The following is a 25,537-nucleotide window of genomic DNA, read 5'->3' as shown; positions in this document are numbered from 1 at the left end:
GCTACAGTCGCCCCTTCCTACATGGCCCTACACGGAGTGCCCATATGCTGCGCGCAACTGCCCTGGCCCTGGCCTGCCTCGCCGGCAGTTCGGCCATCGCCGCCGAATCGCCCACCTACGGTCCTCAGTTGGAAGGCTTCAGCTACCCGCATCCGCTCAAGCATTTCGACTTCAAGTCCCAGGGTCAGGCCCTGCAGATGGGCTACATGGACGTGCCCGCCCAGGGCCAGGCCAACGGCCACAGCGTGGTGCTGATGCATGGCAAGAACTTCTGCGCCGCCACTTGGGAAACCACCATAGACGCCCTGAGCAAGGCTGGCTACCGGGTCATCGCCCCCGACCAGGTCGGCTTCTGCAGCTCCAGCAAGCCAGCCTACTACCAGTACAGCTTCCAGCAACTGGCGAGCAATACCCATGCCTTGCTCGAACAGCTGGGCGTGAAGCAAAGCATCGTGCTCGGCCACTCCACCGGCGGCATGCTCGCCACCCGCTATGCGCTGATGTATCCGCAGCAGGTGGAGCGCCTGGCGATGGTCAACCCCATCGGGCTGGAAGACTGGAAAGCCCTGGGCGTCCCCTACCGCACGGTGGACCAGTGGTATGCGCGCGAACTCAAACTGGATGTCGAAGGCGTGCGCGAGTATGAGCGCAAGACCTACTACGCCGGGCGCTGGAAGCCGGAGTACGAGCGCTGGGTGCAGATGCTGGTGGGCCTGAACAAGGGGCCGGGGCATGAAGCAGTGGCGTGGAACTCGGCGCTGATCTACGACATGATCTTCACCCAGCCGGTGTACCACGAGTTCAAGGACCTGCAGATGCCCACCCTGCTGCTGATCGGTGACCAGGACACCACGGCCATCGGCAGTGATATCGCGCCGCCGGAGGTGAAAGCGAAGCTTGGCAAATATGCAGTGCTGGGGCCGCAGGTGGCCAAGCTGATCCCCAAGGGTGAGCTGATTACCTTTGAAGGCATGGGGCATGCACCGCAGATCGAGGAGCCGGTGCGGTTCAACCGTACGCTGGTCGAGTGGCTGGGCAAGTGAGCCAATAGCCGAGGGGCCGCTTTGCGGCCCTTCGCGGGCTCGCCCGCTCCCACGGGTAGTGCACAGCTGCCAAAACCTGTGCAATCCCTGTGGGAGCGGGCGAGCCCGCGAAGGGCTGCAAAGCAGCCCCCTACACTTTCCAGACCTGCTCCTCGGTCCAGCCCAGCTCGGCAAAGTCCGCCGCCCGCAACCCCGCCTCTTCCTCGCAGAAAAACTCATCCAGCTGCGGCGGCCTCACTGCCGTATCACTGAGCATCGCATGCACCTGCCCACGATGATGTATCTGGTGCTCGAACAGGTGCGCCAACAACCGCAGCCGTTGCTCGCGCTGCACCCGCTCGGGGCGCACGATGCTCACATAGCGCCCCAGCTCACCATCGCGCAGGCCCCGGCAGTAGGCGATCAGCCGGTGATCGGCCTGGGCCTGTTCGGCATGCAGGTCAGTACAGGTAGCAAACGGCTGTTCCGGGTCGAAGAAGCGCTCGCCGTCGGCGTCGGGCTGCTCGCCACGCTGCTCGCACTCGAGCATGTGCAGGTAGAACCAGTCCACCGTCAGCAGGTGGTTGAGGGTGGCTTTTATCGAGGGGAAAAAACTGCAGCGGGGGGCGACGAATTCGTCCTGGGTCAGTTGCAGGCAGGCCTTGTACAGACGGTGGTTAGCCCAGCCATTGTTGTAGGCCTGGGTCAGCAGATGATGCGACAGCGGCTCCATGGTTCGGCTCCTTTTCAGGCGAAGCGTTGCAGTTGCATCTCCCGTAGCCGGCTCAGGGTCCGTTGGTACGGGAACGCCAGATACCCTTGAGTGTAGAGGGCATCCAGCGGCACCTGTGCCTCCAGGTACAACGCCACCCGGCGGTCGTAGCATTCGTCGACCAGGGCTATGAAGCGGCGCACCGCGTCGTCCTTGGGCGACAGCGCCGGCAGCTCGCGGTCGCCCGCCACCACCCGCGCCGCAGCATCCTCGGTACCCCGGGCAATGCGCCCGGCCCGCTGTTCACCCCCCAGCGCCGGAATGCCCGACACCAGAATGGCCGGGAACCGGTCGCACAGGGCCATGAACTCCATGGCCGCCAGCGGCTGTTCGCACAGGTCGGTGAAACGGCACCAGATGGCCTGCGCGCTGCGCCGCACCACCTGCACCTGCCGGGAGCCGATCGCCAAGGGCTGATCGTGGCCTGCGTCGCCGGGGCTGAGCTGGCGGAACACCTCGCCCAGCTGGCTGGCCTGCCCCGCTTGCGCCACCCAGTAACGCTGGCGCTCGGCGCCGGGGTGCAGGCGGTGGTCCTGCTCGCCGGCTACCGGCAGCACCTGCATGTGCCGCTGGATGGCGGCGATGGCCGGCAGGAAACGCTCGCGGTTGAAGCCGTCGCGGTACAGCTGCTCGGGTGGCTGGTTGGAGGTGGCGACGATCACCACGCCTTGGTCGAACAGTACCTGGAACAGGCGGCCGAGGATGATCGCGTCACCGATGTCGTTGACGAACAGCTCGTCGAAGCACAGCACGCGAATCTGCCCGGCCAGTTCCCCGGCCAGCGCCAGCAGCGGGTCGGCGGTGCCGTTGAGCTGGAACAGGCGTTGGTGGACCCAGGCCATGAAGTGATGGAAGTGCTGGCGCCGGCTGGGCACCCGCAGGCAGCGGTGGAACTGGTCCATCAGCCAGGTCTTGCCCCGGCCGACCGGGCCCCAGAGGTAGATACCCTGGGTGGGGCGGCCCTGTTCGACGGCCTGGAAACAGGCCTGCAACGCCTCGACGGCGCGGGCCTGGGCGGGGTCGGCGACATAGCCCTGGGTGGTCAGGGCCTGCCGGTAGAGGGAATGGGGATCGATAGCCATGCGGCATTCTACACGGCTGACACACCGCGGATCTTGTAGGAACAACGGTCTTGCCCAAATTCAAAAGGCTGCCGCGATCCCTGTGGGAGCGGGCGTGCCCGCGAACACGGGCGAAGCCCGTGCCATCCACCGCGGCGCCTGCTTCGCGGCGGTTCGACGCCTCGACACGCCCGCTCCCACAGGGGCCGCGTACAACAGTGGTGATCAGGCGTCGCCCAGGCCTACCTTGAGCAGCGCGCCGTCCTTGTCATCGGTCAGCACATACAGGTAGCCATCCGGCCCCGCCCGTACATCGCGGATACGCGCCTTCAGCTCACCCAGCAAACGCTCTTCATGCACCACCTTGTCGCCATCCAGTTGCAGGCGGATCAGCTCCTGGGTAGCCAGCGCGCCAATGAACAGGTTGTGGTCCCAGGCCTTGAACCTAGGGCTGTCGTAGAACGCCATGCCGCTGATCCCCGGCGACTTCTCCCATACATGGTGCGGGTCGACCATACCCTGTACATGCTTGCCCTTGGCCTCGGGGATCGGCAGCAGCGAGTAGTTGATACCGTGGGTCGCAATCGGCCAGCCATAGTTCTTGCCGGGTTCGGGAATGTTGATCTCGTCGCCGCCGCGCGGGCCATGCTCGTGGGTCCACAGCTTGCCGGTCCAGGGATTGAGTGCAGCGCCTTGCTGGTTGCGGTGGCCGAACGACCAGATCTCCGGCCGCACATTGTCCTTGCCGACGAAGGGGTTGTCCCTGGGCACTTCGCCGTCCGGCAAGATACGCACGATCTTGCCTTGCAGCTTGTCCAGGTCCTGGGCAGTAGGGCGCTGGTTGTTTTCACCGAGGGCGATGAACAGGTAGCCGTCGCGGTCGAACACCAGGCGCGAGCCAAAGTGGTTGCCCTCCGACAGTTTGGGCTGCTGGCGGAAGATGACGTTGAAGTTTTCCAGCCGGGCGCGGTCCTGGGACAACTGGCCACGGCCGACCGCCGTACCGGCCTTACCGTCACTGCCCTCTTCGGCGTAGGACAGGTAGACGGTGCGGTCCTTGGCGAACTCCGGCGACAGCACCACATCCAGCAAGCCGCCCTGGCCCTCGGCCCAGACCTTGGGTACACCGCTGATCGGCGGGCCGACCTTGCCTTCGGCATTGACCACCCGCAAGTTGCCGGCACGCTCGGTGACCAGCATGTCCTTGCCGCCCGGCAGGAACGCCAGGGCCCAAGGGTTGCGCAGGCCATCGGCCAGGGTGCTGACGGTCAAGGTGCCTTCTTCACTGCGGAACTGCTGTTCGGCCGCCGCCTGCGCCAGCAGGGGCAGAAGTGCGGCGGCGGTCAGGGTTACAAGCCAGGGTGCTCGAAGCATGCAGGATTCCTTTCGTAGGGCGCTCATGGCGCGCGCGGGTTGTCGCGCGGTGGTCGGCTGGGCTCCAGGTTCGGGGTTTGTTGCTGGCGGCGCAGGTTGTCGCCATTGCCGATGCCGCGGTTGTCCAGGGTGGGCGTGCGCTGGTACGGGTCGGTGGACGGGCCGCGCACGGGAGGCGTGGCCGGCATGCTGCCCTGGCGGCTGTTGGGGTTGGCGCGCTGGATCGGGCTGTTGTAGGGGTTGTTGTTGCCGGCGGCGAGTTGCAAGGGCGGCTCGGGGGCCGCTTGCGCGGGCAGGCACAGCACCAGGCCGAGGGCCAGGATGGGCAAGGTCGGGGTCATGCTTCACCTCCTGTACGAAAATGCCGCGCCTGGTGGGTTTGATAGCCTAAGGCGCGAAGGGTTCGCGGCAAAAGTGTGAATGCGGGTGGAGATGATTCCTGATGTTTCAGTATGGGCCTTGGGGGCTGCTACGCAGCCCTTTCGCGACACAAGGCCGCTCCCTGTAGGAGCAGCCTTGTGCTGCGAATGGGCCGCAAAGCGGCCCCAGGTTACTGACCCTTGTCCACCTTGTGCCGCGCCGCATACAGGCACAGCATTTCCATCGCCAGGGTCGCTCCGGCCAGCGCGGTGATGTCAGCATGGTCATAGGCTGGCGCCACCTCCACCAGGTCCATGCCCACCAGGTTGATGCCGCGCAGCCCGCCAAGGATCTCCAGCGCCTGCACCGTGCTCAGCCCGCCGCATACCGGCGTGCCGGTACCGGGCGCATACGCCGGGTCGAGGCAGTCGATATCGAAGGTCAGGTAAACCGGCCGCTCGCCCACCCGCTGGCGAATCGCCGCAATCACCGCCTCGGTGCCCTGCCGGTGCACCTGGCGGGCGTCGAGGATGGCAAAGCCCTGGCTGTCGTCATTGGTGGTGCGCAGGCCGATCTGCACCGAGCTGGCCGGGTCCACCAGGCCTTCGCGGGCGGCATGCCAGAACATGGTGCCGTGGTCGATGCGCTTGCCTTCCTCGTCCGGCCAGGTGTCGCTGTGCGCATCGAAGTGGATCAGCGCCAGCGGGCCATGGCGGCGGGCATGGGCCTTGAGCAGCGGGTAGCTGATGAAGTGGTCGCCACCCAGGGTGAGCATGGCGCAGCCTGCTTCCAGAATATGCGTGGCATGGGCCTCGATGCTGTCCGGTACCGACTGCGGAGTGCCGCTGTCGAAGGCGCAATCGCCATAGTCGATCACCGCCAGGTGGTCGAACGGGTCGAACGCCCACGGCCAGTGCCGGGCCCAGGCCTGCTGCACCGAGGCGGCGCGGATCGCCCGCGGGCCGAAGCGCGCACCGGGGCGGTTGCTGGTGGCAGTATCGAACGGCACACCACTGACCACCACATCGACACCACGCAGGTCGCGGCTGTAGCGGCGGCGAGAGAAACTGGTAATGCCGGCGTAGGTACTTTCCGCAGCGGTGCCATACAGGCTGTCGCGGGTCATGGCCTGGTCGTTGTTTGCGGCTTGCTCCACGGTCGGGTTCCTTTGTCGTTATCGGTTACTGGCGGCTGCGGAACGCGGTCCACAGGCGGTTGCGCTGGCGCAGGTCGGCCAAGGCCATGCTGCGGTCGGCATACAGGCGCTGGCGCACCGCGGCCGACGGGTAGATGTCCGGGTCATTGCGCACTGCTTCGTCCACCAGCGGCGTGGCCGCCTGGTTGGCGTTGGCGAAGAACAGCGTGTTGGTCAGCGCGGCGACCGACTCGGGCTTGAGCATGAAGGCGATGAACGCCCGCGCGGCCTCGGGGTGCGGAGCGTCCTTGGGAATGACCAGGTTGTCCTGCCACACCAGCGTGCCTTCGCGGGGGATGCGGTAGATCAGCTCGAATGGTTTGCCAGCGCGACGCGCCTGGTCGGCGGCCATCGCCGCATCGCCGTTGTAGGTCAGCGCCAGGCACACGCTGCCGTTGGCCAGGTCGCTGATCTGCCGGCCATTGGCGACGTAGCTGATCGACGGCTGCAGCTGGCTCAGCAGGTTCTGCGCGGCGGCCAGGTCGTCCTTGTCCTGGCTGTAAGGGTCCTTGCCCAGGTAGTTCAGGGCCACGCCGATCACCTCCTGGGGCGAGTCGGGCATGGCGATGCCGCAGTCCTTCAACCGGCTGGCGTACTCGGGCTTGAACAGCAGGTCGAGGCTGTCCAGCGGTACATCACCCAGGCGCTGGCGCACCGATTCCACATTCACTCCCAGGCCCAGGGTGCCCCAGGTGTAGGGCACGGCATGGCGGTTGCCGGGGTCGGCCTCTGCGAGCTTGGCCAGCAGGTCCTTGTCGAGGTTGGCATAGCCGGGCATGGCCTGGGGATCGAACGGCTGCAGGGCATTTGCCTTGAGCGCCCGGGCCAGTACGGTTGACGACGGCACCACCACGTCATAGCCGCTACCACCGGTCAGCAGCTTGGTTTCCAGCACTTCGGTGGTGTCGAAGGTGTCGTAGCGCACCTTGTAGCCGGTTTCCTGCTCGAAGCGCTGGAGGGTTTGCGGGGCGACATAGTCGGCCCAGCTGTAGAGGTTGACGACCTTTTCTTCGGCCTGCAGCGGCAAGGCCAGGACCAGGGACAGCAGGCACAACGATCGACGCATGGCGGACACCTCGGCAAATGGGTGGATGCCGCGAGCATGCCAGCCGGGTTACATTGCAGGAATGGCGAGTTTTCAAAGCTGACATTCATCAGGAGCAATGTAATGCTCGGACAAGTGCACGACCCCGATCTGCACCTGCTGCGGCTGTTCGTCACTGTAGTCGAGGCCGGTGGTTTCAGCGCCGCGCAAGGCGTGCTGGGCCTGAGCCAGCCCACCATCAGCCAGCGCATGGCGCAGCTGGAAGCGCGGCTGGGCTACCGCTTGTGCAGCCGCGGCAAAGGTGGCTTTCACCTGACGGAAAAGGGCGAGTTGTTGCTGGACGCCGCCCGTGGGCTATTGCTGAACATCGAACAGTTTCGCCAGCAGGCCAATGGCGTTGCCGGGCGGCTGCTGGGGACCGTGCGCATAGGCATGGCGGAGAGCCAGGACAAGGCGGTGAGCCTGAAGCTGGCGGCGGCCATTGCGGCGTTTCGCAGGCGCGAGGAGGCGGTGCAGCTGGAACTGATCAGTGCGCCACCGGCAGAGCTGGAGCGCTTGTTGCTGGAGCAGCGGCTGGATTACGCCATCAGCTACTTTTCCGGCAACCAGGCAGCGTTCGACTACCAGCCGCTGTTCCAGGAGCGGCAACGGCTGTATTGCGGCAAGGGCCATGTGCTGTTCGGTGAGGCTGGCGTTGGCCGGGAGCGGTTGCTGGCGATGGACCAGGTGCGCCATCCGTACCGGTTTCTCAAGGGCGGCGAGCCGTTCCAGAGCCAGCGCAGCATGGCGGTGGCGGAGCAGATCGAGAGCGTGCTGACGTTCATTCTGTCGGGGCGGCATATTGGCTATCTGCCATGCCATTGTGCGCAAGCTTGGGAGGCTGAGGGGCTGTTGTGGGCGCTGGACCCGGGGTTGGACTTTGTGGTGCCGTTTACCCTGGCCAGGCACCGGGCGCAAGCGGTTGGCGAGGCACAGCAGGCGTTTGCGCAGGATTTGCTGGCGTCGTTTGCCTGACCTGGCCTCTTCGCGGGTAAACCCGCTCCTACAGGGACCGCGACTTCCCCAGGCATGTGCGGTCTCTGTAGGAGCGGCCTTGTGTCGCGAAAGGGCCGCAAAGCGGCCCCAGTAATATGTGCTGCAGAGCCGAAATCCTGGGGGCGCTTCGCACCCCTTTCGCGACACAAGGCCGCTCCCACAGAACCGCGCAGGCTCAGTAAGCCATGCTCCAGGTCAGCGTGTAGGTGCGCCCGCGCCCCTGGTAGTCATACAGGTACGCCGGCCCGTAGGTCGGCGAGTAGAACAGCGTCGCACGCTGCCCCCAGACCGTGCTGTATTGCTTGTCCAGCAGGTTCTGGATGCCGGCGCTGAAGGTGCCGAAGCCGGTATCCTGGCTGCCCAGCAGGTCGAAGGTGGTGTAGCCGTCGATCTCGTGGTCGGCATCGTCCTTCAGGCTGAAGGCATGGTTGGCCTGTAGCCGCGCACTGCGGCCATCGCCCTTCCAGCCGACGAACGCGGTAGCCTTGGACAACGAGGCATAGCGGGCATCGCGCTTGATCCAGCCGCCATCGACATCCTCCTCCTCGGAGCGGGTCAGGTGCAGGGTGCCACCGGCTTCCCAGCCGGTCTGGAAGTGCCGGGTCAGCGCGCCCTCAAAACCAAAGTCGCGGCTTTTCTGGTCTTCCACATTGATGGTCAGCGTCTGCGAGTCGACGTTGATGATCTTGTCCGACCAGATGTAGTACAACGCCGCCTGGGCATCCCAGTCCAGGTCGGCATAGCGCCAGCCCAGTTCCACCTGGCGGCTCTTGATGCCGGCCAGCGGGTTGTCGGCCACGCTCAGACCGGGCTTGCCATAGTACTTGGCCGGGTCGGGCAGGTCGAAGCCTTCGCCGTAGTTGGTCCATACCTGGTGGCCATTCTTGAAGTCGTAGATGGCACCGACGTTGAACAGGTTGACCTGGTAATCGTTGCTGCCACCCGGCACACCCTTGAAGTCGCTGACGTCCACATCCATCTGCTGGCGCCGGGCGCCGCCGGACAAGGTAAGGTTCTCGGTGGCATGCCAGTCCAGCTGCGCGTACACCGACACGCCATCGACCCGGTAGCTGGGGTAGCGTGCGGCCTTGCTTTCCTTTTCCAGCTCCAGGCCACCCGACTCGGACGACGTCTGGGCGTTGAAGGTGGTCTGCTCGGCGTTGAAGCGCTCGCGGTCCAGGTCGACGCCGTAGGTCAGCTTCAGCGCGTCCCACTGCTTGGCGAACAGGCCCTTGAGGCTGGTGACTTCGAAGTTCTGCTGCGAGGCGGCGAAGTACACCCCGCGCGAGCCGGTGGGCGTGGCGCGGTTGTAGTACGGGAACGGGTAGAAGTTGTCGTCTTCCTTGCGGTACGAGGCCTGCAGGTAGAAGTCCTGCCCCAGCACGTCGGTGTGGTGGTAGTTGGCGTTCAGCAGCAGGCGCCGGGTGCGCGGCTCCAGGTCCGACGAGTAGCCGCTACGCAGTTCGGCGTCTTCCAGGTCGGACGGGGCGTTGTAATTCAGGTTGGGGAAGTAGATACCGGTACTGCCATGGTTGCCCGAGTCATAGTACTGGGCCAGCAGGTCGAGGCTCTGCTGGTCGTTCAGTTGCATCCCCAAGGTGCCGAGCACGTCGATGGTGCGGTTGTATTGCAGGTCGGTCTGGGTGTTGTCGATGAAGATCTGGTCGCCGGCGCCGTCGTAGAAGGCTTCGTTCTGCTCACCGGAAACCCCCAGCCGGGCGTTGAACCGCTCGTTGCCGCCACTGATCGACTGGGCGAAGCGGGTGGCCAGGTCGTCGCTGTTGTTGAAGCCGCTGCTGGCACCGAGCTGGGTCTCGAAACGCGCCGGGCCGGGTTCGCCCTTCTTGGTCACGATGTTGATGATGCCGCCGGTGGCGCCACCACCGTAGATGGCACTGGCGCCAGACAGCACTTCGACGCGCTCGACGTTGAACGGCGAAATGCTGTCGAACTGGCGTGACAGGCCGCGCGAGCTGTTCTGGCTGACCCCGTCGATCATCACCAGCACATTGCGCCCGCGCATGTTCTGGCCGTAGTTGGTACGGCCTTCCGGCGCCAGGTCGAGGCCTGGCACCAGCTTGCCGATGGCTTCCTTCAGGCTGACGCCGCTGTCGATCTGCTCGCGCAACTGCTGCTGGTCGACCACCCACACGGTGCCGGGGATTTCACTGATCGCGGTGCTGGTGCGCGAGGCCACGCTGACCTCGATCGGCTTGAGGTTGATTGCCTGCGGCGCGGCGTCGGCCTTGCGCAGGGTCACCGTGCGGGCATCGCTGAAGTGCCAGCTCATGCCGCTGCCGGCCAGCAGTTGCTGCAGGGCCTGCTCGATGCTGTAGCTGCCCTGCAAGGCCGGGCTGGATTGGCCGGCGACGTCGCCGGTGGTGTACAGCAGGTGCAGGCCGGCCTGGTCGGCGAACGTCGTCAGGGCGTGGTCCAGCGGCTGGGCCGGCAGGTCGAGCTGGACCTGGCGGGCCTGAGTCTGGGCCTGTTCGGTGGCGGTCGAGGCAAACGCCTGCAGCGGGCCGACCAGCATGGCCAGGGCACTGCAGGACATCAGGGCATGGTGAAGCGGACCGCGGCGGCGGTGCAAGGGCTTGAGCATCAGAGGCACGAATGAGCTTCCTGACAAGTCGTAAATGAGAATTGGTTGCTGATCAGTCCCACTACGACGATCTGGCTTGCAGGAACTTGCAGTGCCAAATGGAAAATATTTTTATTTCCGTGCCGGCCTCTCGCAGCACAAGGCTGCTCCTACAGGGATCGCAGTTCGCTGTAGGCGCAGCCTTGTGCTGCGAAGAGGCCGGCACAGGCGAATCAATGAACCACGGCCAACCACGGCAGGTAGGTCACCTTCAGCCCATAACGCTGCTCAAGGGTCCGCAACAGGGCCTCCGGCTCATCGAGGTCGAACACCCCGCTGACCTGCATCGCCGCCAGCTTGCTATCGGACAACACGATCCGCCCATGCCGGTAACGCTCGAGCTCCGCCAGCACCTGCCCCAGCGGCTTGCCGTTGAAGATCAGCTTGCCACGCTGCCAGGCCATCTGCGTACCGGCATCGGCCGCTACTGCCAGTTCATGTTCGCCAACCTTGGCTTCGCCATGGGCCAATACCACGCGGCCATCACGACGCACGCTGAAGGTGGCCGCACTCCCCTGCACCCGCTCACCGGCCGTATCGACCACAAAGGGTCGTGAATCATCGGCGGTCTCGAACAAGGCCTCACCAGATTCCAGCACCACCCGCCGCTCACGGTCGCTGAACACCACGCTCAGGGCTGTGGCACTGTTCAGCGTCACCCGCGTGCCATCTGCCAAAGTAATCACCTGTCGCTCACCTACCCCGGTGTGGTAATCCGCCAGCAGCATTGGCGCCTTCTGCCAACCCGCCACACCAACGGCCAACACCAGTGCAGCAGCCACCCCCGCCTGTTTGAGCCAGTTGCGGCAATGGCGCAGGGCCTGGCCGATGTATTTCGCCACCATGCTTTCGGAAACCCCCAGGCGCTGCGCGATCTGCGCCTGGGTCAGGCCGTCGACGCGGTTGAGCAACAGCGCCTGGCGGGCATTGTCGGACAGCTGCAGCAGCGCCTGGTCGAGGATCTGCAAGCGCTCCCGGGCCAGCAAGGCCGCTTCCGGGGCCGGCGCCGGGCAGGCGACCTCACCTGCGCGCTCGCTGTCGTCGTGGCTGGCGGCAATGCGCTGCTCGCGGCGCAAGGCATCGATCGCCAGGTTGCCGGCCACGCGGAAGATGAAACTGCGCGCGTGCAGCACCGGCACCGCCTGCTGGTCGATGTTCACCAGCTTCAGGTAGGTTTCCTGCGCGACATCGGCAGCGCGCTGACGGTCACTCATGCGCCGGGTCAGGAACTGAAGCAGGTCGTCGTAGTGCTCCTGGAAGCTTGCCAGCAGGCCCGGCGCGGGAGAAGTCAGCATGGGTTCGGGAACGGCCAGTAGGAGAAGTTATCGGGCGTTAATGAGAAACAGTATCTTTCATCTGGACGGTGACTTTCAACGCCGACGCGTATTTGCCACACTGCCCATTCGCCCACTCTGGCAAGGTCGCACCCCATGGCTGCCCGTCTGCAACGCTACGCCCGCCTTTTCCTGGTCCTGCTGCTGGCCTGCGGCCTGGGGGCCTGTGCGCTGTTCCAGGCACGCGACCCGGTCAATATCAGCGTGATCGGTATCGAGCCGCTGCCCGGGCAGGAGCTGGAACTGCGCATGGCGGTGAAGATGCGGGTACAAAACCCCAACGAGGCGCCGATCGACTACAACGGCATCGCCCTGAACCTGGAGGTGAACGGCCAGCCGCTGGCTGCCGGGGTGAGCGACCAGCAGGGGCACATCGGCCGTTATGGCGAAGCGGTGATCGTGGTGCCGGTGAGCATCACGGCGTTTTCCTTCCTGCGCCAGGCCTATGGGCTGGGCCAGGTGGACTCGCTGCAAGGCCTGCCCTATGTGCTGCGCGGCAAGCTGGCCGGCGGGCTGCTGGGGACCGTGCGCTTTACCGACGAGGGCAAGCTGGACCTGCCCAAGGGCGCCTACTGGTAGGCGCCTGGCGGGGTGTGATCAGCGGCTGGCGCTGGCTGCGGCCATCAGCTTGTTGACTTCGCTGCGCACCATGTTGGCGTATTCGGGCGGCGACATGCCATCCAGCTCGGCGCGCACCCACTCGGCCCATTTGCCTTTGCGCCGTGGTTTCTCGGCGATCAACCGTGCCGCTTCGCCCTTGGCCTTGCCCAGGTTGTTCTGCCACAGCTCGAACAGCCGGGCCTTCTCTGCCTCGATCTGCGCCCGTTCCTCAAAGCTCATGTTGGCCAGATTGAAACTCATGAAGGTACCTGCAGGTTTGAAAATGGCCGCTATCTTACACCCAGGTACTGCAACAGCCCAAAGCCGCCGCAACTTTCCCGACGCGCCGGCATCCATTGTTCAAGCCACACCATCGACGAGGACGAGTTCATGGCCCGGAAAAACGCCCCGCTGACCGAAAGCGATCAGATCAAGGACCAGGTATTCAGCGAACTGCAGGCGCTGATCGAAGAGTCGGAAAAACTGCTGAACGACAGCGCCGCCCTGGTGGGTGACGAGGCGGAAACCCTGCGCGCGCAGGTAAGCCTCAAGCTACGCCAGGCGCGCAATGCCGCCGACAAGGTACGCAGCAAGGCGCAACCTGTGATGGACGCTACCCAGGACTATATCGGTGGCCACCCGTGGCAGACCGTGGCCATTTCCGCTGGCCTCGGGCTGGTGGTCGGTCTGCTGCTGGGCCGCCGTCACTGACCCCTGGGCCGCCTGGTGCGAATCAGGCGGCCTGCGCCATCGGTATACCGCTGTGGAAGCGCAGCTCCTGGTCCGGTGACTGGATCAGCTCCACCTCCGCTGCACGCACCAGGTCCACCCGGCGGGCAATGTCTGCCTCTTCGCCATAGTTGTGCGCCAGTTTCAGATAACCCTGGTAATGGCGCGCTTCGCTCTTCAGCAGGCCGTGGTAGAAGCGGCCCAGTTCCTCGTCCAGATGCGGTACCAACGCGGCAAAGCGCTCGCAGCTGCGCGCCTCGATGAACGCCCCCACCACCAGCGTATCCACCAGCTTGACCGGCTCGTGGGCGCGCACCAGCCGCCGCAGCCCCGACGCATAACGCCCCGCCGACACCGGGCGCAGCGGCACGCCACGACGCTTCATCAGGCGCAGCACCTGCTCGTGGTGCACCAGCTCCTCACGGGCCAGGCGCGACATCATGTTGATCAGGTCGAGGTGGGTGTTGTACTTGGCGATCAGGCTCAGGGCGGTGCTGGCAGCCTTGAACTCGCAGTTCTTGTGGTCGATCAGCAGGGTTTCCTGGTCGGCGAGCGCCGCTTCGATCCAGGCGTCTGGTGTCGGGCAACCAAGAAAGGCGTCGATTTCGGGGATCAGGGACATGAGCGTGCAACCACAAAGAACAGGCAGGGCCGGCGATTATACCGGCGGCGGCGGGCGGCGCCAGTGACTATGCTTGATGTACATCAAGCGCCAGCGGGGGAAGCGCCGACTATAGTCAGGCATTGGTCGCCACCTTTGAAGGGAGTTAACGCCCATGCAAGCCGTCCGCAGCATCCTCGTCGTCCTCGACCCCGAGCACGCCCACAGCCGGGCACTGACCCGGGCCAAGCTGATCGCCGGCGTCACCGGCGCCCGCCTGCACCTGCTGATGTGCGACAAAAGGCATGACCACAGCGCGCTGCTGAGCCTGCTGAGCAGCCAGCTGCATGATGACGGGTACGACAGCGTCACCCATGAAGAGGCCTGGCGCGACAACCTGCACGACACCATCATCTACGTGCAGCAGGCCGAGGGCTGCGAGCTGGTGATCAAGGAACACCGCCCGGACAACCCGCTGAAAAAGGCCCTGCTCACCCCCAGCGACTGGAAGCTGCTGCGCCAATGCCCGTGTGCCGTGCTCATGGTCAAGAGCGAGCGGCCTTGGACCGGCGGCAAGATCCTGGCCGCGGTGGACGTGGGCAACCAGGACGAGGACCACCGCCGCCTGCATGCCAGCATCATCGACCATGGCTATGCCATTGCCGGGCTGGCCAAAGGCGAGCTTCACGTCATCAGCGCCCATCCGTCGCCGATGCTGTCGGCGTCGGACCCGGTGTACCAGCTGAGCGATACCATCGAAAAGCGCTACCGCGAGGCGTGCAAGGCGTTCCAGGCAGAGTACGACATCAGCGAAGACCGCTTGCATGTGGCCGAAGGGCCGGCGGATGTGCTGATTCCGTATACCGAGAAGAAGCTCGATGCCGTGGTAACGGTGATCGGCACGGTGTGCCGCACGGGGATTTCCGGGGCGTTGATTGGTAATACCGCGGAGGTGGTGCTGGATTCGCTGGAGGGGGATGTGCTGGTGCTCAAGAGCGAGGAGGCAATTGCCCATCTGGCGGAACTGGCTCGCGGCTGAGTTCAATCTGTCAGGGCCCCATCGCCGGCAAGCCAGCTCCCACATCGACAGTACCTGTGGGATATTGCCCAGCCCTTTTGATCTGCGCTGTAGGGCAGAAAACAAATATCGCTCGTTTGAAGCATCCTTTGTAGGAGCAGCCTTGTGCTGCTCCTACAGAGCCTCGCTGAACCAATGAGTCATGTGCAGTACCTGTGGGAGCTGGCTTGCAGGCGATAGGCTGCGCAGCAGCCCCATTCGACACCAAACGCTAGGCCAACGCTTCCTGCACCTTCGGGTCCAGCCCCTCCCCTGCATTGGCCTCGGCCCATTCCGCCAGCTGCCGGCGCATCGCAGGCGTCCAGAAGCTCTGCAGATGCTGCCGTATCCCTTGCACCGCCAGCGCCCGGTCTGGCTCGCTGTCGAAGTAATGGGCAATCTGGTTGGCCATCTTGACCAGATTCTCACTGCTCATCGGCGCACCTCGGTTTTCTCGGCAATACGACGCTCCTTCAACAACCGCCGCTGCTCTTCACTGAAGTCCTGGTAGCGCTTCTGCCACTGCGACGGCTGGAACACTTTCACCACCTCCACCGCCGTCACCTTGTACTCAGGGCAGTTGGTGGCCCAGTCGGAGTTGTCGGTAGTAATCACGTTGGCCCCCGACTCTGGGAAGTGGAAGGTGGTGTACACCACACCCGGCGCCACCCGCGTGCTGACCTTGGCGCGCAGCACCGTCTGCCCGGCGCGGCTGCCGATGCCGACCCAGTCGCCATCCTGGATGCCACGGCTTTCGGCGTCGGTCGGGTGGATTTCCAGGCGGTCGGCGTCATGCCAGGCGACGTTGCCGGTACGCCGAGTCTGGGCGCCGACGTTGTACTGGCTGAGAATACGCCCGGTGGTCAGCAGCAGCGGGTAGCGGTTGTTGACCTTCTCCTCGGTGGGCACGTAGCCGGTGAGCATGAAGCGCCCCTTGCCACGTACGAACTGGTCGATGTGCATGGTCGGCGTGCCATCCGGCGCTGCGTCGTTGCACGGCCACTGCAGGCTGCCGTGGCGGTCGATCTCGGCGTAGCTGACGCGGCGGAAGGTAGGCGTAAGGCGGGCGATCTCGTCCATGATCTCGGACGGGTGACGGTAGCTCATCGGGTAGCCCAAGGCATTGGCCAGGGCTATGGTCGCCTCCCAGTCGGCCTTCCCGGCCAACGGCTCCATGACCTTGCGCACCCGCGAAATACGCCGCTCGGCATTGGTGAAGGTACCGTCCTTCTCCAGGAACGAGCTGCCCGGCAGGAACACATGGGCGAACTTGGCTGTTTCGTTGAGGAAGATGTCCTGCACCACCACGCACTCCATGGCCAGCAAGGCCGCAGTGACGTGCTGGGTGTTGGGGTCGCTCTGGGCAATGTCCTCGCCCTGGCAGTAAAGGGCCTTGAAACTGCCGTCCAGCGCAGCCTCGAACATGTTGGGGATGCGCAGGCCCGGGTCAGGCTGCAGCGTCACGCCCCAGGCCTGCTCGAACTCGGCGCGCACAACTTCGTTGGAAATGTGCCGGTAGCCGGGCAGTTCGTGGGGGAACGAGCCCATGTCGCACGAGCCTTGCACGTTGTTCTGCCCGCGCAGCGGGTTCACCCCTACCCCTTCACGGCCGATGTTGCCGGTGGCCATGGCCAGGTTGGCAATGCCCATCACCGCGGTGCTGCCCTGGCTGTGCTCGGTCACGCCCAGGCCGTAGTAGATCGCCGCGTTGCCGCCGGTGGCGTACAGGCGCGCTGCGGCGCGGATCTGCTCAGCAGGCACGCCGCAGACCGGGCCAAGCACTTCGGGGGCGTTTTCCGCCAGGCTGACGAAGTCGCGCCAGCGGGCGAAATCTTCGGTTTCGCAGCGGGCATCGATGAAGCGCTGGGCCAGCAGGCCTTCGGTGACGATCACGTGGGCCAGGGCGTTGAGCATGGCCACGTTGGTACCGGGGCGCAGTTGCAGGTGCAGCTCGGCGCGGGCGTGCGGCGAGTCGACCAGGTCGATGCGCCGAGGGTCGATCACGATCAGCCGCGCGCCCTGGCGCAGGCGGCGCTTGAGCTGCGAGCCGAATACCGGGTGGGCGTCGGTGGGGTTGGCGCCGATCACCAGCACCACGTCGGCCTGCATCACCGAGTCGAAGCTTTGTGTACCGGCCGACTCACCCAGGGTCTGCTTCAGGCCATAGCCGGTGGGCGAATGGCATACCCGCGCGCAGGTGTCGACGTTGTTGTTGCCGAATGCCGTGCGCACCAGTTTCTGCACCAGGTAGGCTTCTTCGTTGGTGCAGCGGCTGGAGGTGATGCCGCCGATGGAATCGCGACCGTACTTCAGCTGGATGCGGCGGAACTCGCTGGCGGCGTAGGTCACCGCTTCGTCCCAGCTGACTTCCTGCCATGGGTCTTCCAGGCGCTTGCGGATCATTGGCTTGGTGATGCGGTCCGGGTGGGTGGCGTAACCCCAGGCGAAGCGGCCCTTGACGCAGGCGTGGCCGTGGTTGGCGCCGCCGTTCTTGTCCGGGACCATGCGCACCAACTGGTCGCCCTTCATTTCGGCGCGGAACGAGCAGCCGACGCCGCAATAGGCGCAGGTGGTGATGACCGCACGCTCGGGCTGGCCCAGCTGTACCAGGCTCTTTTCGGTCAGGGTCGCGGTCGGGCAGGCCTGCACGCAGGCGCCGCAAGACACGCACTCGGAGGCGAGGAAGTTCTCACCACCCGCCGCCGCCACCCGCGATTCGAAACCGCGCCCGGTGATGGTCAGGGCGAAGGTGCCCTGGATGTCCTCGCAGGCACGCACGCAGCGGCTGCAGACGATGCACTTGCTCGGCTCGTAGTCGAAATACGGGTTGGATACGTCCTTTTTCTCGGCCAGGTGGTTGCCGCCGTCGTAGCCATAGCGCACCTCGCGCAGGCCCACCTGGCCGGCCACGGTCTGCAGCTCGCAGTTACCGTTGGCCGAACAGGTCAGGCAGTCCAGCGGGTGGTCGGAGATGTACAGCTCCATCACGTTGCGGCGCAGGCCGGCCAGGCGCGGGGTTTCGGTGTGCACCACCATGCCTTCGCTGACCGGGGTGGTGCAGGAGGCCGGGTAACCGCGCATGCCTTCGATTTCCACCATGCACATGCGGCACGAGCCGAAGGCTTCGAGGCTGTCGGTGGCGCACAGCTTGGGGATGCTGGTGCCGAGCATGGCCGCGGCACGCATCACCGAGGTACCGGCGGGCACAGTGATGGCACGGCCATCGATGCTCAGGCTGACCTGTATCTCGCTGTCACGGGCCGGGGTGCCGAGGTCGCTGCTTTTATCAGAAGCGGGGTCGAAGAAATTGATCACTGCGCGGCCTCCGTGTGGGTCAGCCCGAAATCGGCGGGGAAGTACTTCAGCGCGCTGGCCACCGGATAGGCGGTCATGCCGCCCATGGCGCACAGCGAGCCGTATTGCATGGTGTCGCACAGGTCGCGCAGCAACAGGGCCTGGTCATGCCGCTCGGTCATGTCGCTGGTGGCGATCAGCCGGTCGACCACTTCCATGCCCCGGGTCGAACCGATGCGGCACGGGGTGCATTTGCCACAGGACTCCTCGGCACAGAACTGCAAGGCGAAGCGCGCCATGCTGGCCATGTTCAGGGTGTCGTCGGCCACTACCACACCACCGTGGCCGAGCATCGCGCCCATGGCGGCAAAGGCTTCGTAGTCCAGCGGCGTATCGAAGTGGCTGGGCGGTACCCAGGCACCGAGCGGGCCACCCACCTGCGCAGCCTTCAGCGGCCGGCCGCTGGCCGTGCCGCCGCCATAGCCTTCCACCAGCTCGCGCAGGGTCAGGCCGAAGGCGCGCTCCACCAAGCCGCCCTGACGGATGTTGCCGGCCAGCTGGAACGGCATGGTGCCCAGTGAGCGGCCCATGCCGAAGTCGCGATAGAACGCCGCGCCCTTGGCCATGATGACGGGTACCGAGGCCAGGGTGAGTACGTTGTGCACCAGCGTCGGCAGGCCGAACAGGCCCTGCAGCGCGGGTAGCGGAGGCTTGGCGCGAACGATGCCGCGCTTGCCTTCGATGGATTCGAGCAGCGCGGTTTCTTCGCCGCAGATATAGGCGCCGGCGCCGACCCGCACTTCCAGGTCGAAGGCCTGGCCGCTGCCGGCCACGTCGCTGCCGAGATAGCCGGCGTCACGGGCGATGGCGAAGGCCTGGTCAAGCACGCGGATGGCGTCGGGGTATTCCGAGCGCACATAGATGTAGCCCTTGTCGGCACCCACGGCGAGGCCGGCAATGATCATGCCCTCGATCAGCAGGAACGGGTCGCCTTCCATCAGCATGCGGTCGGCGAAGGTACCGGAGTCACCCTCGTCGGCGTTGCACACCACGTACTTCTGCCCGGCCCCGGCGTCACGCACGGTGCGCCACTTGATGCCGGCCGGGAACGCCGCACCGCCGCGGCCGCGCAGGCCGGAATCGAGCACGGCGGCGACCACCTCGGCACCATCCAGGGCCACGGCCGCTTCAAGGCCGGCGAAACCGCCATGGGCACGGTAGTCGTCCAGCGACAATGGGCGGGTGATGCCGGCGCGGGCGAACAACAGGCGCTGCTGGGTCTTCAGGTAGGGGATGTCCTCGACCGGCCCCTGGGCCAGCGAGTGGCCACCGGGCTCACCGGGCTCACCAGTCAAGGCGTCGAGCAAAGACGGCACGTCTTCCGGGGTGACCGGGCCGAAACCCAGGCGCCCTTGCGCGCTGTCGCACTCCAGCAGCGGTTCCAGCCAGTACAGCCCGCGGGAGCTGGTGCGCTGGATATCCAGCGGCAGCTGGCGGCGCTCGGCCTCACGCTGCAACGCATCGGCAACCTGGTCGGCGCCCACGGCACGGGCTACCGAATCGCAGGGGATATACAGCTTCAGCATGCTGCGTCCTCCTGGCAAGCGTTGACCAGCGCGCGCAGGCGCTCAGGGGTAAGGCGCGCATGCACCTGGCCGTCCAGTTCCAGCGCTGGCGAGCAGGCACAGGCGCCCAGGCAGTACACCGGGCGCAGGCTGATGGCGCCGTCGGCGCTGGTGCCGTGGTCGTCCAGCGCCAGTTGTTCGCGCAGTTGCGCCGCCAGCGCCTCGGCGCCCCGGCTCTGGCACGACTCGGCGCGGCACAGGCGCAGGGTGTGGCGCGCCGGTGGCGTGGTGCGGAAATCGTGGTAGAAGCTGATAACCCCACGCACCTCGGCCAGGCTGAGGTTCAGGGCATGGGCAATTTCGGCGACAGCGGCATCGGGGATGTAGCCGATGTCGTGCTGGATGGCATGCAGGATCGGCAACAGCGCGCCGGGGGTATCCTTGTCACGGGCCAGAATGCGTTGGATCACAGGCAGGTGGAGCAATTCATCAGGCATACAGCGGACCTCGGCATCACGGACCCTGCCTGAATTGTTGTGAGGGCAGGTATCCGGCGTGTTCTGCTGCGGCGCGCCGGCCACGTCACGGTTGCGTGGAGCCAGCGGCCTCCTTGCCTGCGGCCGTACGTCTGCGCGCACTGGTCCGAGGCATCCTGCAAGCATGGCACTTGTGGCGCCGGGGGGTTGCGTGCGAACGACCAGGCGCATCCTGAAACCGACGCGGTTTGTTTTCCATGCTTATGCTGGCTGCTCTTGCAGGAGACGGCCCACCCCTTTGGGCTGCGCTGCCGCGCAGAGAACAACGATCGCTCGCCTGGCGCATCGTTTGTAGGAGCAGCCTTGTGCTGCGAAGAGGCCGATACGGGCAACAGATATGGATTGCCAGTACCGGCCTCTTCGCAGCACAAGGCTGCTCCTACAAATGACTGCGCGCGGCTTCAAAGCTGCACGGCTTTGTCAATCAGTGCCTGGCCGCCTCAATCAGCCAGGCTGCTCGACAAAGACACCGCAAGCCGGGCCCATGAGGCGCGCTTACTGGACCGGCTCGGCCTCCAATGACGCAGGCTTGAAGCCCAGGCTTCGCATCAGATCACGTGCCGCCTCGAAGAACATGAGCTTGAGGCTTTCGGCATATTCCTCCGTCAAACGGCTTGCTGGTCCTGAAATGACAAGAGCTCCCATCAGTTCCTGCTGCGCTCCGTAGATGGGCAGCGCCATTGAAGCGGCATGCGGGTCGGTGGCTCCCTTCGAGTAGTAGGGTTTTTGCAATGCAATACCGATGTGATACGGCGCGCGCAACGCCTGAGCCCCCGCCGCTTCATCCATCGGCCGCATGTCGCCGGGTTGAAGATTGAGGCGAAGTCGATGGGAAGAGTTAACACGGTACTGGCACATCCGATATGCACCGTGGCGCACATAGAAGGAGGCGGTCTCACCCGACTTTTCAGCCAAATCGTGCAAACGTGGCATAACATGCCTTTCGAGGTCCAATGCCTCTTGATAGACCGTGTTCAAGCGCATGACTTCACTGGCTAGCTGATAACGCCCGTCAGCCATGCGCGTGATGAAGCCATGGTTTTCCAGGGACACCATCAAGCGCATGATCGTGCTTTTGATGAGGCCGGTACGTTCAACCAGCTGAACCAGGCTCAGCGCAGAGTCGCCTATCTGAAACGCGGTCAGCACGGTCAAAACACGGTCTGCCGATGCCACACCATTTACCGCTGGACGCGGCCGCGCTTTCACCATTTGCAAAACCTCACAGGATCGAAGCCCTCGATTGTACGCAAGGGCGGAAAAACCTCATTATCCGACAACGGTCGGCCACCGCCAACGTAGCATGCGCTGTGTGTGCAAGGTAAAAAAAGCCAGCAGGGCAATATATCTGCGCCTGCTGGCTAGAGGTTGATCGCGATCGTATGGGGCAAATATTCGCAGACCTGGCAATCAGCGAACCTTACAGCCGATGCGGCCCTGTTCGCTGCGCTGGCCGATGCTCAGAACAGCGGCAGGGTGTAGTTGATGATCAGGCGGTTCTGGTCACCATTGCGTGCTGCCTCGCTGTGCGATTTGCCGTTGCGCCAGGCCACGCCAAGCCCTTTGAACGTGCCGCCCTGGATCACGTAGTCCAGCGAGAAGTCTCGCTCCCACTCCGACTGTTCGGCGCCTGCGGCTGCCTGGATATGGTCGCCTTTCAAATAGATCACCGAAGCCTTCAGCCCAGGTATGCCGTTGGCAGCAAAGTCATAGCCGTACTGGGCAAACCCGGTACGCTCACCAGCGCGCGTGAAGCTGAGCAGCATCTTGTCCGTCCACAGATACAGGCTGCTGCCACCAGCCCCCTTGTCGATCGACCCCTGGTTGATCTGCACGAAGTTGCTATCGTCGGAAACACGCTGATAACCCAGGGTCAGCGAGTGGCCCCGCAAACGATAGGTGAACGCCGCACTCCACAGGTCGTTGTCGATTTCCCCGTCGCTACCTTTGGTGTATCCACCAACGGTATAGCCCTGGCTACGCCCTGAGCTACTGCCGTTGGCACCGTCCGCACGGGTGCGGAAATAGCGCAGGTCAGTGGTCAACGAGCTGTCATCGGTCAACGCCAGGGTGTGATTGAGGCCGGTGAACTGCTGCAGATAGTAGTCTTCGAGTTGCCCGGCGTAATACTGCAGCAGCAGCGTTTTGGTGGCGCGGTAGTCGGCACCGACAAAGTTGAAACGGTCACTCTCCTGAGTGCCGCCGTTTACGGCCATGCCGGTAAGGTCGGTCGAAGCCCGGCCCCTGGCGCGGTTCAGCGCCCCGCCGATGAGCGTGAGGTTATCGATGTCACTGGACTGCAATTGCACGCCCTGGAAGGTTTGCGGCAGCAACCGGCCATCAGAGGCCACCAGTATCGGCAACCTGGGCATCAGCTGCCCCACGCGCAGCTCGGTCTGGCTCATCTTCATCTTGGCGGTGGCACCGGCGCTGCTCCAGCGGTCAGCTGCGCCATCGCCATCGGAAGGAATCATGCTACCGCCCTGATGCCGCCCTCTGCCGCTGTCCAGCGTAAGGCCCAGCATGGCCGTGGCGTCCACGCCGAAACCAACCACACCGTCGGTATAACCGGAGCGCAGGTAGAGCAGAAAGCCTTGCGCCCACTCCTCGGTTCTGGAGGGCTGCGCCGTGCCGTCGCGGTTATCGCTGTTGAAGTAGAAATTGCGCATCGACAAGTTCGCGTGGCTGTCACCGATCAGGTCGGCCTGGGCAGACAAGCCTATGACGCTGCCGCCTGCTGCCAAGGCAATGCGGCAGATGGAAGGTAGGGATTTCAAGCAAGAGACTCCAAAGGATCATTGTTGTTATTTTGAAACGGCATTTCTTTATATGGAGGCAGATTATCGCAACCCCGTCAACAGGCAGCGCCAGAAAACCCTAGAAATCAGGAATCACCGCAAAAACAGCTTCACCATTCGGCCGATTTTGTTTTATTTTGCAACGCCATTGCATTAAATACATCAAAACAACAATCGGACGCCCAGGCGTCCCCGGCCCTACAGGAGCGCCTATGAGCTTCTTTGCTGCCCCGCCGACCGTGGAGACCACGGTATTCACCCGCCTGCCCGACCGCTTCCGCGACCCGCGCCCGACTGCCTGGGCCAATGCCAACCGCCAGGGCCGCGCCATCGACTCGTTCCTCGAAGGCCCGTCATTCGATCGTCAAGGCCGGCTTTACGTGACCGACATTCCCAACGGGCGAATTTTCCGCATCTCGCCGCAGGGCGAATGGGAACTGGTGTGTCAGTACGATGGCTGGCCGAACGGCCTGAAGATTCACCAGGACGGACGCATCTTCATTACCGACTACAAGCGCGGGATCATGCTGCTCGACCCAGATACCGGTGCTATCGAAGCACTACTGGACTCAGCTGGTTCGGAAGGCTTCAAAGGCGTCAACGACCTGGTGTTTGCACCCAACGGTGACCTGTATTTCACAGACCAAGGCCAGACCGGCCTGCAGGATGCCAGCGGCCGCGTATACAAGCTCGACGTCAGCGGCAACCTGACCTGCCTGCTGAGCACCATCCCCAGCCCCAACGGCATCGTCTACGACCCGCACCTCAATCATCTGCTGGTGGCAGTGACACGCGCGCAACAGATCTGGCGCATCCCGTTGGGCAACGGCTCGATCGTCGGCAAGGTGGGCGTTTTCGCCCAGTTGCATGGCGGCCTGGGCGGGCCCGACGGCCTGGCCCTCGATGCGCAGAGCAACCTGTACATCGCCCATACCGGTTTCGGCTCGGTATGGAAGCTGTCGAAAGTCGCTGAGCCATTGCAGCGCATCGTCTCCTGCGCAGGCATCAGCAACACCAACCTGGCCTTCGGCGGCAATGACGGGCAAACCCTGTACATCACCGAATCCGAAACCGGCAGCATTCTGCAGGTGCGCACCACTGCGCCTGGGCTGCCAATGTATTCCCACAGCTGAACCAGCCCCCTGTCAGGGCACACAACAATTACAAAAGAGTGACGACATGACCCACGAAACCCCCGCTGCCCAGGCGCCGCTCAGCGACGCCGAGGGCGAACGCCTGATGCGCCGCGTGCTGTGGCGCCTGGTGCCGTTCATCTTCATCTGCTACGTGATCAGCTACCTCGACCGCACCAATGTCGGCTTCGCCGCCATCAGCATGAACCAGGACCTGGGCCTTACCGCGACGATGTTCGGCTGGGCGGCCGGCCTGCTCTTCTTCGGCTACTTCATGTTCGAGATCCCCAGCAACCTGCTAATGCAGCGCTTCGGCGCACGGGTGTGGATTGCGCGAATCATGATCACCTGGGGGCTGATCTCCATGGCCACCGCGTTCGCCACCGGGCCAATCAGTTTCAGCATTGCGCGCTTTTTGCTTGGGCTTGCCGAAGCGGGCTTCACGCCCGGCGTATACCTGTACTTCACCTACTGGTTCCCCGGCAAATGGCGGGCGAAAGCCACTGCCGCCTTCCTGCTGGGCATTCCTGCGGCCAACATCGTCGGCTCGCCCCTGTCCGGCTGGCTGATGGAACAGCACGGCGTCTTGGGCCTGAAGAACTGGCAACTGCTGCTGGTCACCGAGTCGATGCCGGCCGTGCTGCTTGGCATCGCTTGCCTCTTCGTGCTGGTCGATACCCCGGCCAAGGCAAAATGGCTCAACCCGCGAGAGAAAGCCTGGCTTGACCAGCGCCTGTCCCAAGAACAACAGGCCATCGGTGCATCTCATGGCAATACGCTGCGCGCAGCCTTGACCAACCCCAAGGTGTTCACCCTGGCGGCCATCAACTTTTGCTGCATCGTCGGCTCGATTGGCATAGGCATGTGGCTGCCACAGATCATCAAAGGCCTGGGCATCGATAGCGGTGTGGTGGGCCTGGTGGTCGCCCTGCCCTACCTGCTCGGGGCACTGGCGATGACGATGTGGGCACGGCTGGCCAACCGTAGCCGTCACCGCCTGCCCTATGTGGTCAGTGCATTGGCCTTGGCCGCCGTGGCCCTGGTGGCCGCCGCCCTGCTTGACCAGCCGGTGTTGAAGATCGCCAGCCTGTGCGTGGCGGTGGCGAGCATCCTGTCATTCCAGGCCACGTTCTGGGCGATACCTTCGACCTTCCTGACCGGTCGCGCCGCCGCTGGCGGCCTGGCGATGATCGTCTCGATCGGCAACCTGGGCGGCTTCACAGGCCCGTTCCTGATCGGCCTGATCAAGGACGCCACTCATAGCTTCAGCATGCCGTTCTTTGCCGTTGCATCGATCCTGCTGGTCGGCACCTGCCTGATGCTTTGGCTGGGCGACCCCGCCAAGCAGCAGACGCCTCACGGCCAAGGCCAGACAATCTGATTGC

Annotated in this window: 23 protein-coding genes; 7 read left to right on the top strand and 16 right to left on the bottom strand. The window is 64.5% G+C overall.

Annotated features, from left to right (window positions below; all coding sequences use genetic code 11):
• Positions 1-44: 44 nt before the first annotated feature.
• Positions 45-1,043: an alpha/beta fold hydrolase gene (locus tag M1D87_RS08765; RefSeq protein ID WP_232881707.1), complete on the top strand. Its 999-nt coding sequence runs from the start codon at positions 45-47 to the stop codon at positions 1,041-1,043.
• 130 nt (positions 1,044-1,173) lie between these two features.
• Here M1D87_RS08765 and M1D87_RS08760 read toward each other — a convergent pair whose 3' ends face one another.
• The 6 genes from M1D87_RS08760 to M1D87_RS08735 form a co-directional block, all read right to left on the bottom strand.
• Entirely contained in the window at positions 1,174-1,755 is a 582-nt protein-coding gene (locus M1D87_RS08760; protein ID WP_039614162.1) for a DinB family protein, read from the bottom strand.
• A 14-nt stretch (positions 1,756-1,769) separates the two neighbouring features.
• A complete protein-coding gene (zapE, locus tag M1D87_RS08755) occupies positions 1,770-2,876 on the bottom strand; it encodes a cell division protein ZapE (protein ID WP_232881709.1) in 1,107 nt (368 codons plus the stop codon).
• 204 nt (positions 2,877-3,080) lie between these two features.
• Positions 3,081-4,229 carry a PQQ-dependent sugar dehydrogenase gene (locus tag M1D87_RS08750; RefSeq protein WP_409279966.1) on the bottom strand — a complete coding sequence of 383 codons (1,149 nt, stop codon included), beginning with the start codon at positions 4,227-4,229 and terminating at the stop codon, positions 3,081-3,083.
• A gap of 23 nt (positions 4,230-4,252) precedes the next feature.
• Entirely contained in the window at positions 4,253-4,570 is a 318-nt protein-coding gene (locus tag M1D87_RS08745; protein WP_003256290.1) for a hypothetical protein, read from the bottom strand.
• 209 nt (positions 4,571-4,779) lie between these two features.
• Positions 4,780-5,745, bottom strand: a complete 966-nt coding sequence (speB, locus tag M1D87_RS08740) for an agmatinase (protein ID WP_013971812.1) — start codon at positions 5,743-5,745, stop codon at positions 4,780-4,782.
• Between the two features lie 25 nt (positions 5,746-5,770).
• Positions 5,771-6,850, bottom strand: a complete 1,080-nt coding sequence (locus M1D87_RS08735; RefSeq protein WP_371034466.1) for an extracellular solute-binding protein — start codon at positions 6,848-6,850, stop codon at positions 5,771-5,773.
• Between the two features lie 102 nt (positions 6,851-6,952).
• On the opposite strand from M1D87_RS08735, the gene M1D87_RS08730 reads away from it, so the two are divergent.
• A complete protein-coding gene (locus tag M1D87_RS08730; RefSeq protein WP_123084551.1) occupies positions 6,953-7,843 on the top strand; it encodes a LysR family transcriptional regulator in 891 nt (296 codons plus the stop codon).
• A gap of 196 nt (positions 7,844-8,039) precedes the next feature.
• Here M1D87_RS08730 and M1D87_RS08725 read toward each other — a convergent pair whose 3' ends face one another.
• Positions 8,040-10,466 (bottom strand): TonB-dependent receptor, encoded by a 2,427-nt coding sequence (locus M1D87_RS08725; protein WP_409279982.1) that lies wholly within the window; start codon positions 10,464-10,466, stop codon positions 8,040-8,042.
• Positions 10,467-10,678: 212 nt separating this feature from the next.
• Positions 10,679-11,800: a sigma-70 family RNA polymerase sigma factor gene (locus M1D87_RS08720; protein ID WP_013971808.1), complete on the bottom strand. Its 1,122-nt coding sequence runs from the start codon at positions 11,798-11,800 to the stop codon at positions 10,679-10,681.
• A gap of 135 nt (positions 11,801-11,935) precedes the next feature.
• On the opposite strand from M1D87_RS08720, the gene M1D87_RS08715 reads away from it, so the two are divergent.
• Entirely contained in the window at positions 11,936-12,418 is a 483-nt protein-coding gene (locus M1D87_RS08715; protein WP_421091715.1) for an LEA/WHy family protein, read from the top strand.
• A gap of 18 nt (positions 12,419-12,436) precedes the next feature.
• On the opposite strand, the gene M1D87_RS08710 is transcribed toward M1D87_RS08715, so the two are convergent.
• A complete protein-coding gene (locus tag M1D87_RS08710) occupies positions 12,437-12,700 on the bottom strand; it encodes a hypothetical protein (RefSeq protein ID WP_003256287.1) in 264 nt (87 codons plus the stop codon).
• A gap of 129 nt (positions 12,701-12,829) precedes the next feature.
• Here M1D87_RS08710 and M1D87_RS08705 point away from each other — a divergent pair, with 129 nt between their 5' ends.
• A complete protein-coding gene (locus M1D87_RS08705; RefSeq protein WP_409279967.1) occupies positions 12,830-13,150 on the top strand; it encodes an ElaB/YgaM/YqjD family protein in 321 nt (106 codons plus the stop codon).
• 22 nt (positions 13,151-13,172) lie between these two features.
• Here the strand turns inward: M1D87_RS08705 and M1D87_RS08700 are convergent, their stop codons facing one another.
• Positions 13,173-13,790, bottom strand: a complete 618-nt coding sequence (locus tag M1D87_RS08700) for a MiaE family protein (RefSeq protein ID WP_013971805.1) — start codon at positions 13,788-13,790, stop codon at positions 13,173-13,175.
• Positions 13,791-13,944: 154 nt separating this feature from the next.
• On the opposite strand from M1D87_RS08700, the gene M1D87_RS08695 reads away from it, so the two are divergent.
• Entirely contained in the window at positions 13,945-14,808 is an 864-nt protein-coding gene (locus M1D87_RS08695) for a universal stress protein (protein ID WP_039614154.1), read from the top strand.
• A gap of 250 nt (positions 14,809-15,058) precedes the next feature.
• On the opposite strand, the gene M1D87_RS08690 is transcribed toward M1D87_RS08695, so the two are convergent.
• The 6 genes from M1D87_RS08690 to M1D87_RS08665 all read right to left on the bottom strand — a co-directional run bounded on the left by M1D87_RS08690 (position 15,059) and on the right by M1D87_RS08665 (position 22,998).
• A complete protein-coding gene (locus M1D87_RS08690) occupies positions 15,059-15,262 on the bottom strand; it encodes a formate dehydrogenase subunit delta (protein ID WP_013971803.1) in 204 nt (67 codons plus the stop codon).
• Positions 15,259-18,141: a formate dehydrogenase subunit alpha gene (gene fdhF / locus M1D87_RS08685; protein ID WP_409279968.1), complete on the bottom strand. Its 2,883-nt coding sequence runs from the start codon at positions 18,139-18,141 to the stop codon at positions 15,259-15,261. Before fdhF ends, M1D87_RS08690 begins: the two co-directional genes overlap by 4 nt.
• Positions 18,138-19,706 carry a formate dehydrogenase beta subunit gene (locus M1D87_RS08680; RefSeq protein WP_322265459.1) on the bottom strand — a complete coding sequence of 523 codons (1,569 nt, stop codon included), beginning with the start codon at positions 19,704-19,706 and terminating at the stop codon, positions 18,138-18,140. The genes fdhF and M1D87_RS08680 overlap by 4 nt, the downstream gene beginning before the upstream one ends.
• On the bottom strand, positions 19,700-20,182 hold the full coding sequence (locus M1D87_RS08675) for a formate dehydrogenase subunit gamma (protein WP_024086596.1): 483 nt from the start codon (positions 20,180-20,182) through the stop codon (positions 19,700-19,702). The genes M1D87_RS08680 and M1D87_RS08675 overlap by 7 nt, the downstream gene beginning before the upstream one ends.
• Before the next feature lie 534 nt (positions 20,183-20,716).
• Positions 20,717-21,433 (bottom strand): IclR family transcriptional regulator, encoded by a 717-nt coding sequence (locus M1D87_RS08670; RefSeq protein WP_123084557.1) that lies wholly within the window; start codon positions 21,431-21,433, stop codon positions 20,717-20,719.
• A gap of 248 nt (positions 21,434-21,681) precedes the next feature.
• On the bottom strand, positions 21,682-22,998 hold the full coding sequence (locus M1D87_RS08665; RefSeq protein ID WP_123084558.1) for an OprD family porin: 1,317 nt from the start codon (positions 22,996-22,998) through the stop codon (positions 21,682-21,684).
• 233 nt (positions 22,999-23,231) lie between these two features.
• Here M1D87_RS08665 and M1D87_RS08660 point away from each other — a divergent pair, with 233 nt between their 5' ends.
• Positions 23,232-24,152, top strand: coding sequence for an SMP-30/gluconolactonase/LRE family protein (locus M1D87_RS08660; RefSeq protein ID WP_182329990.1), 921 nt, complete (start codon positions 23,232-23,234; stop codon positions 24,150-24,152).
• A gap of 46 nt (positions 24,153-24,198) precedes the next feature.
• The gene (locus tag M1D87_RS08655; protein WP_123084560.1) at positions 24,199-25,533 is read left to right on the top strand and encodes an MFS transporter; all 1,335 of its coding nucleotides are present in this window, start codon (positions 24,199-24,201) and stop codon (positions 25,531-25,533) included.
• The last annotated feature ends 4 nt before the right edge of the window (positions 25,534-25,537 follow it).

This window comes from Pseudomonas sp. SA233 (assembly GCF_054792385.1).
Note: the sequence above shows the minus strand (reverse complement) of the source record. Positions and strands in the feature narration are given on the sequence as shown.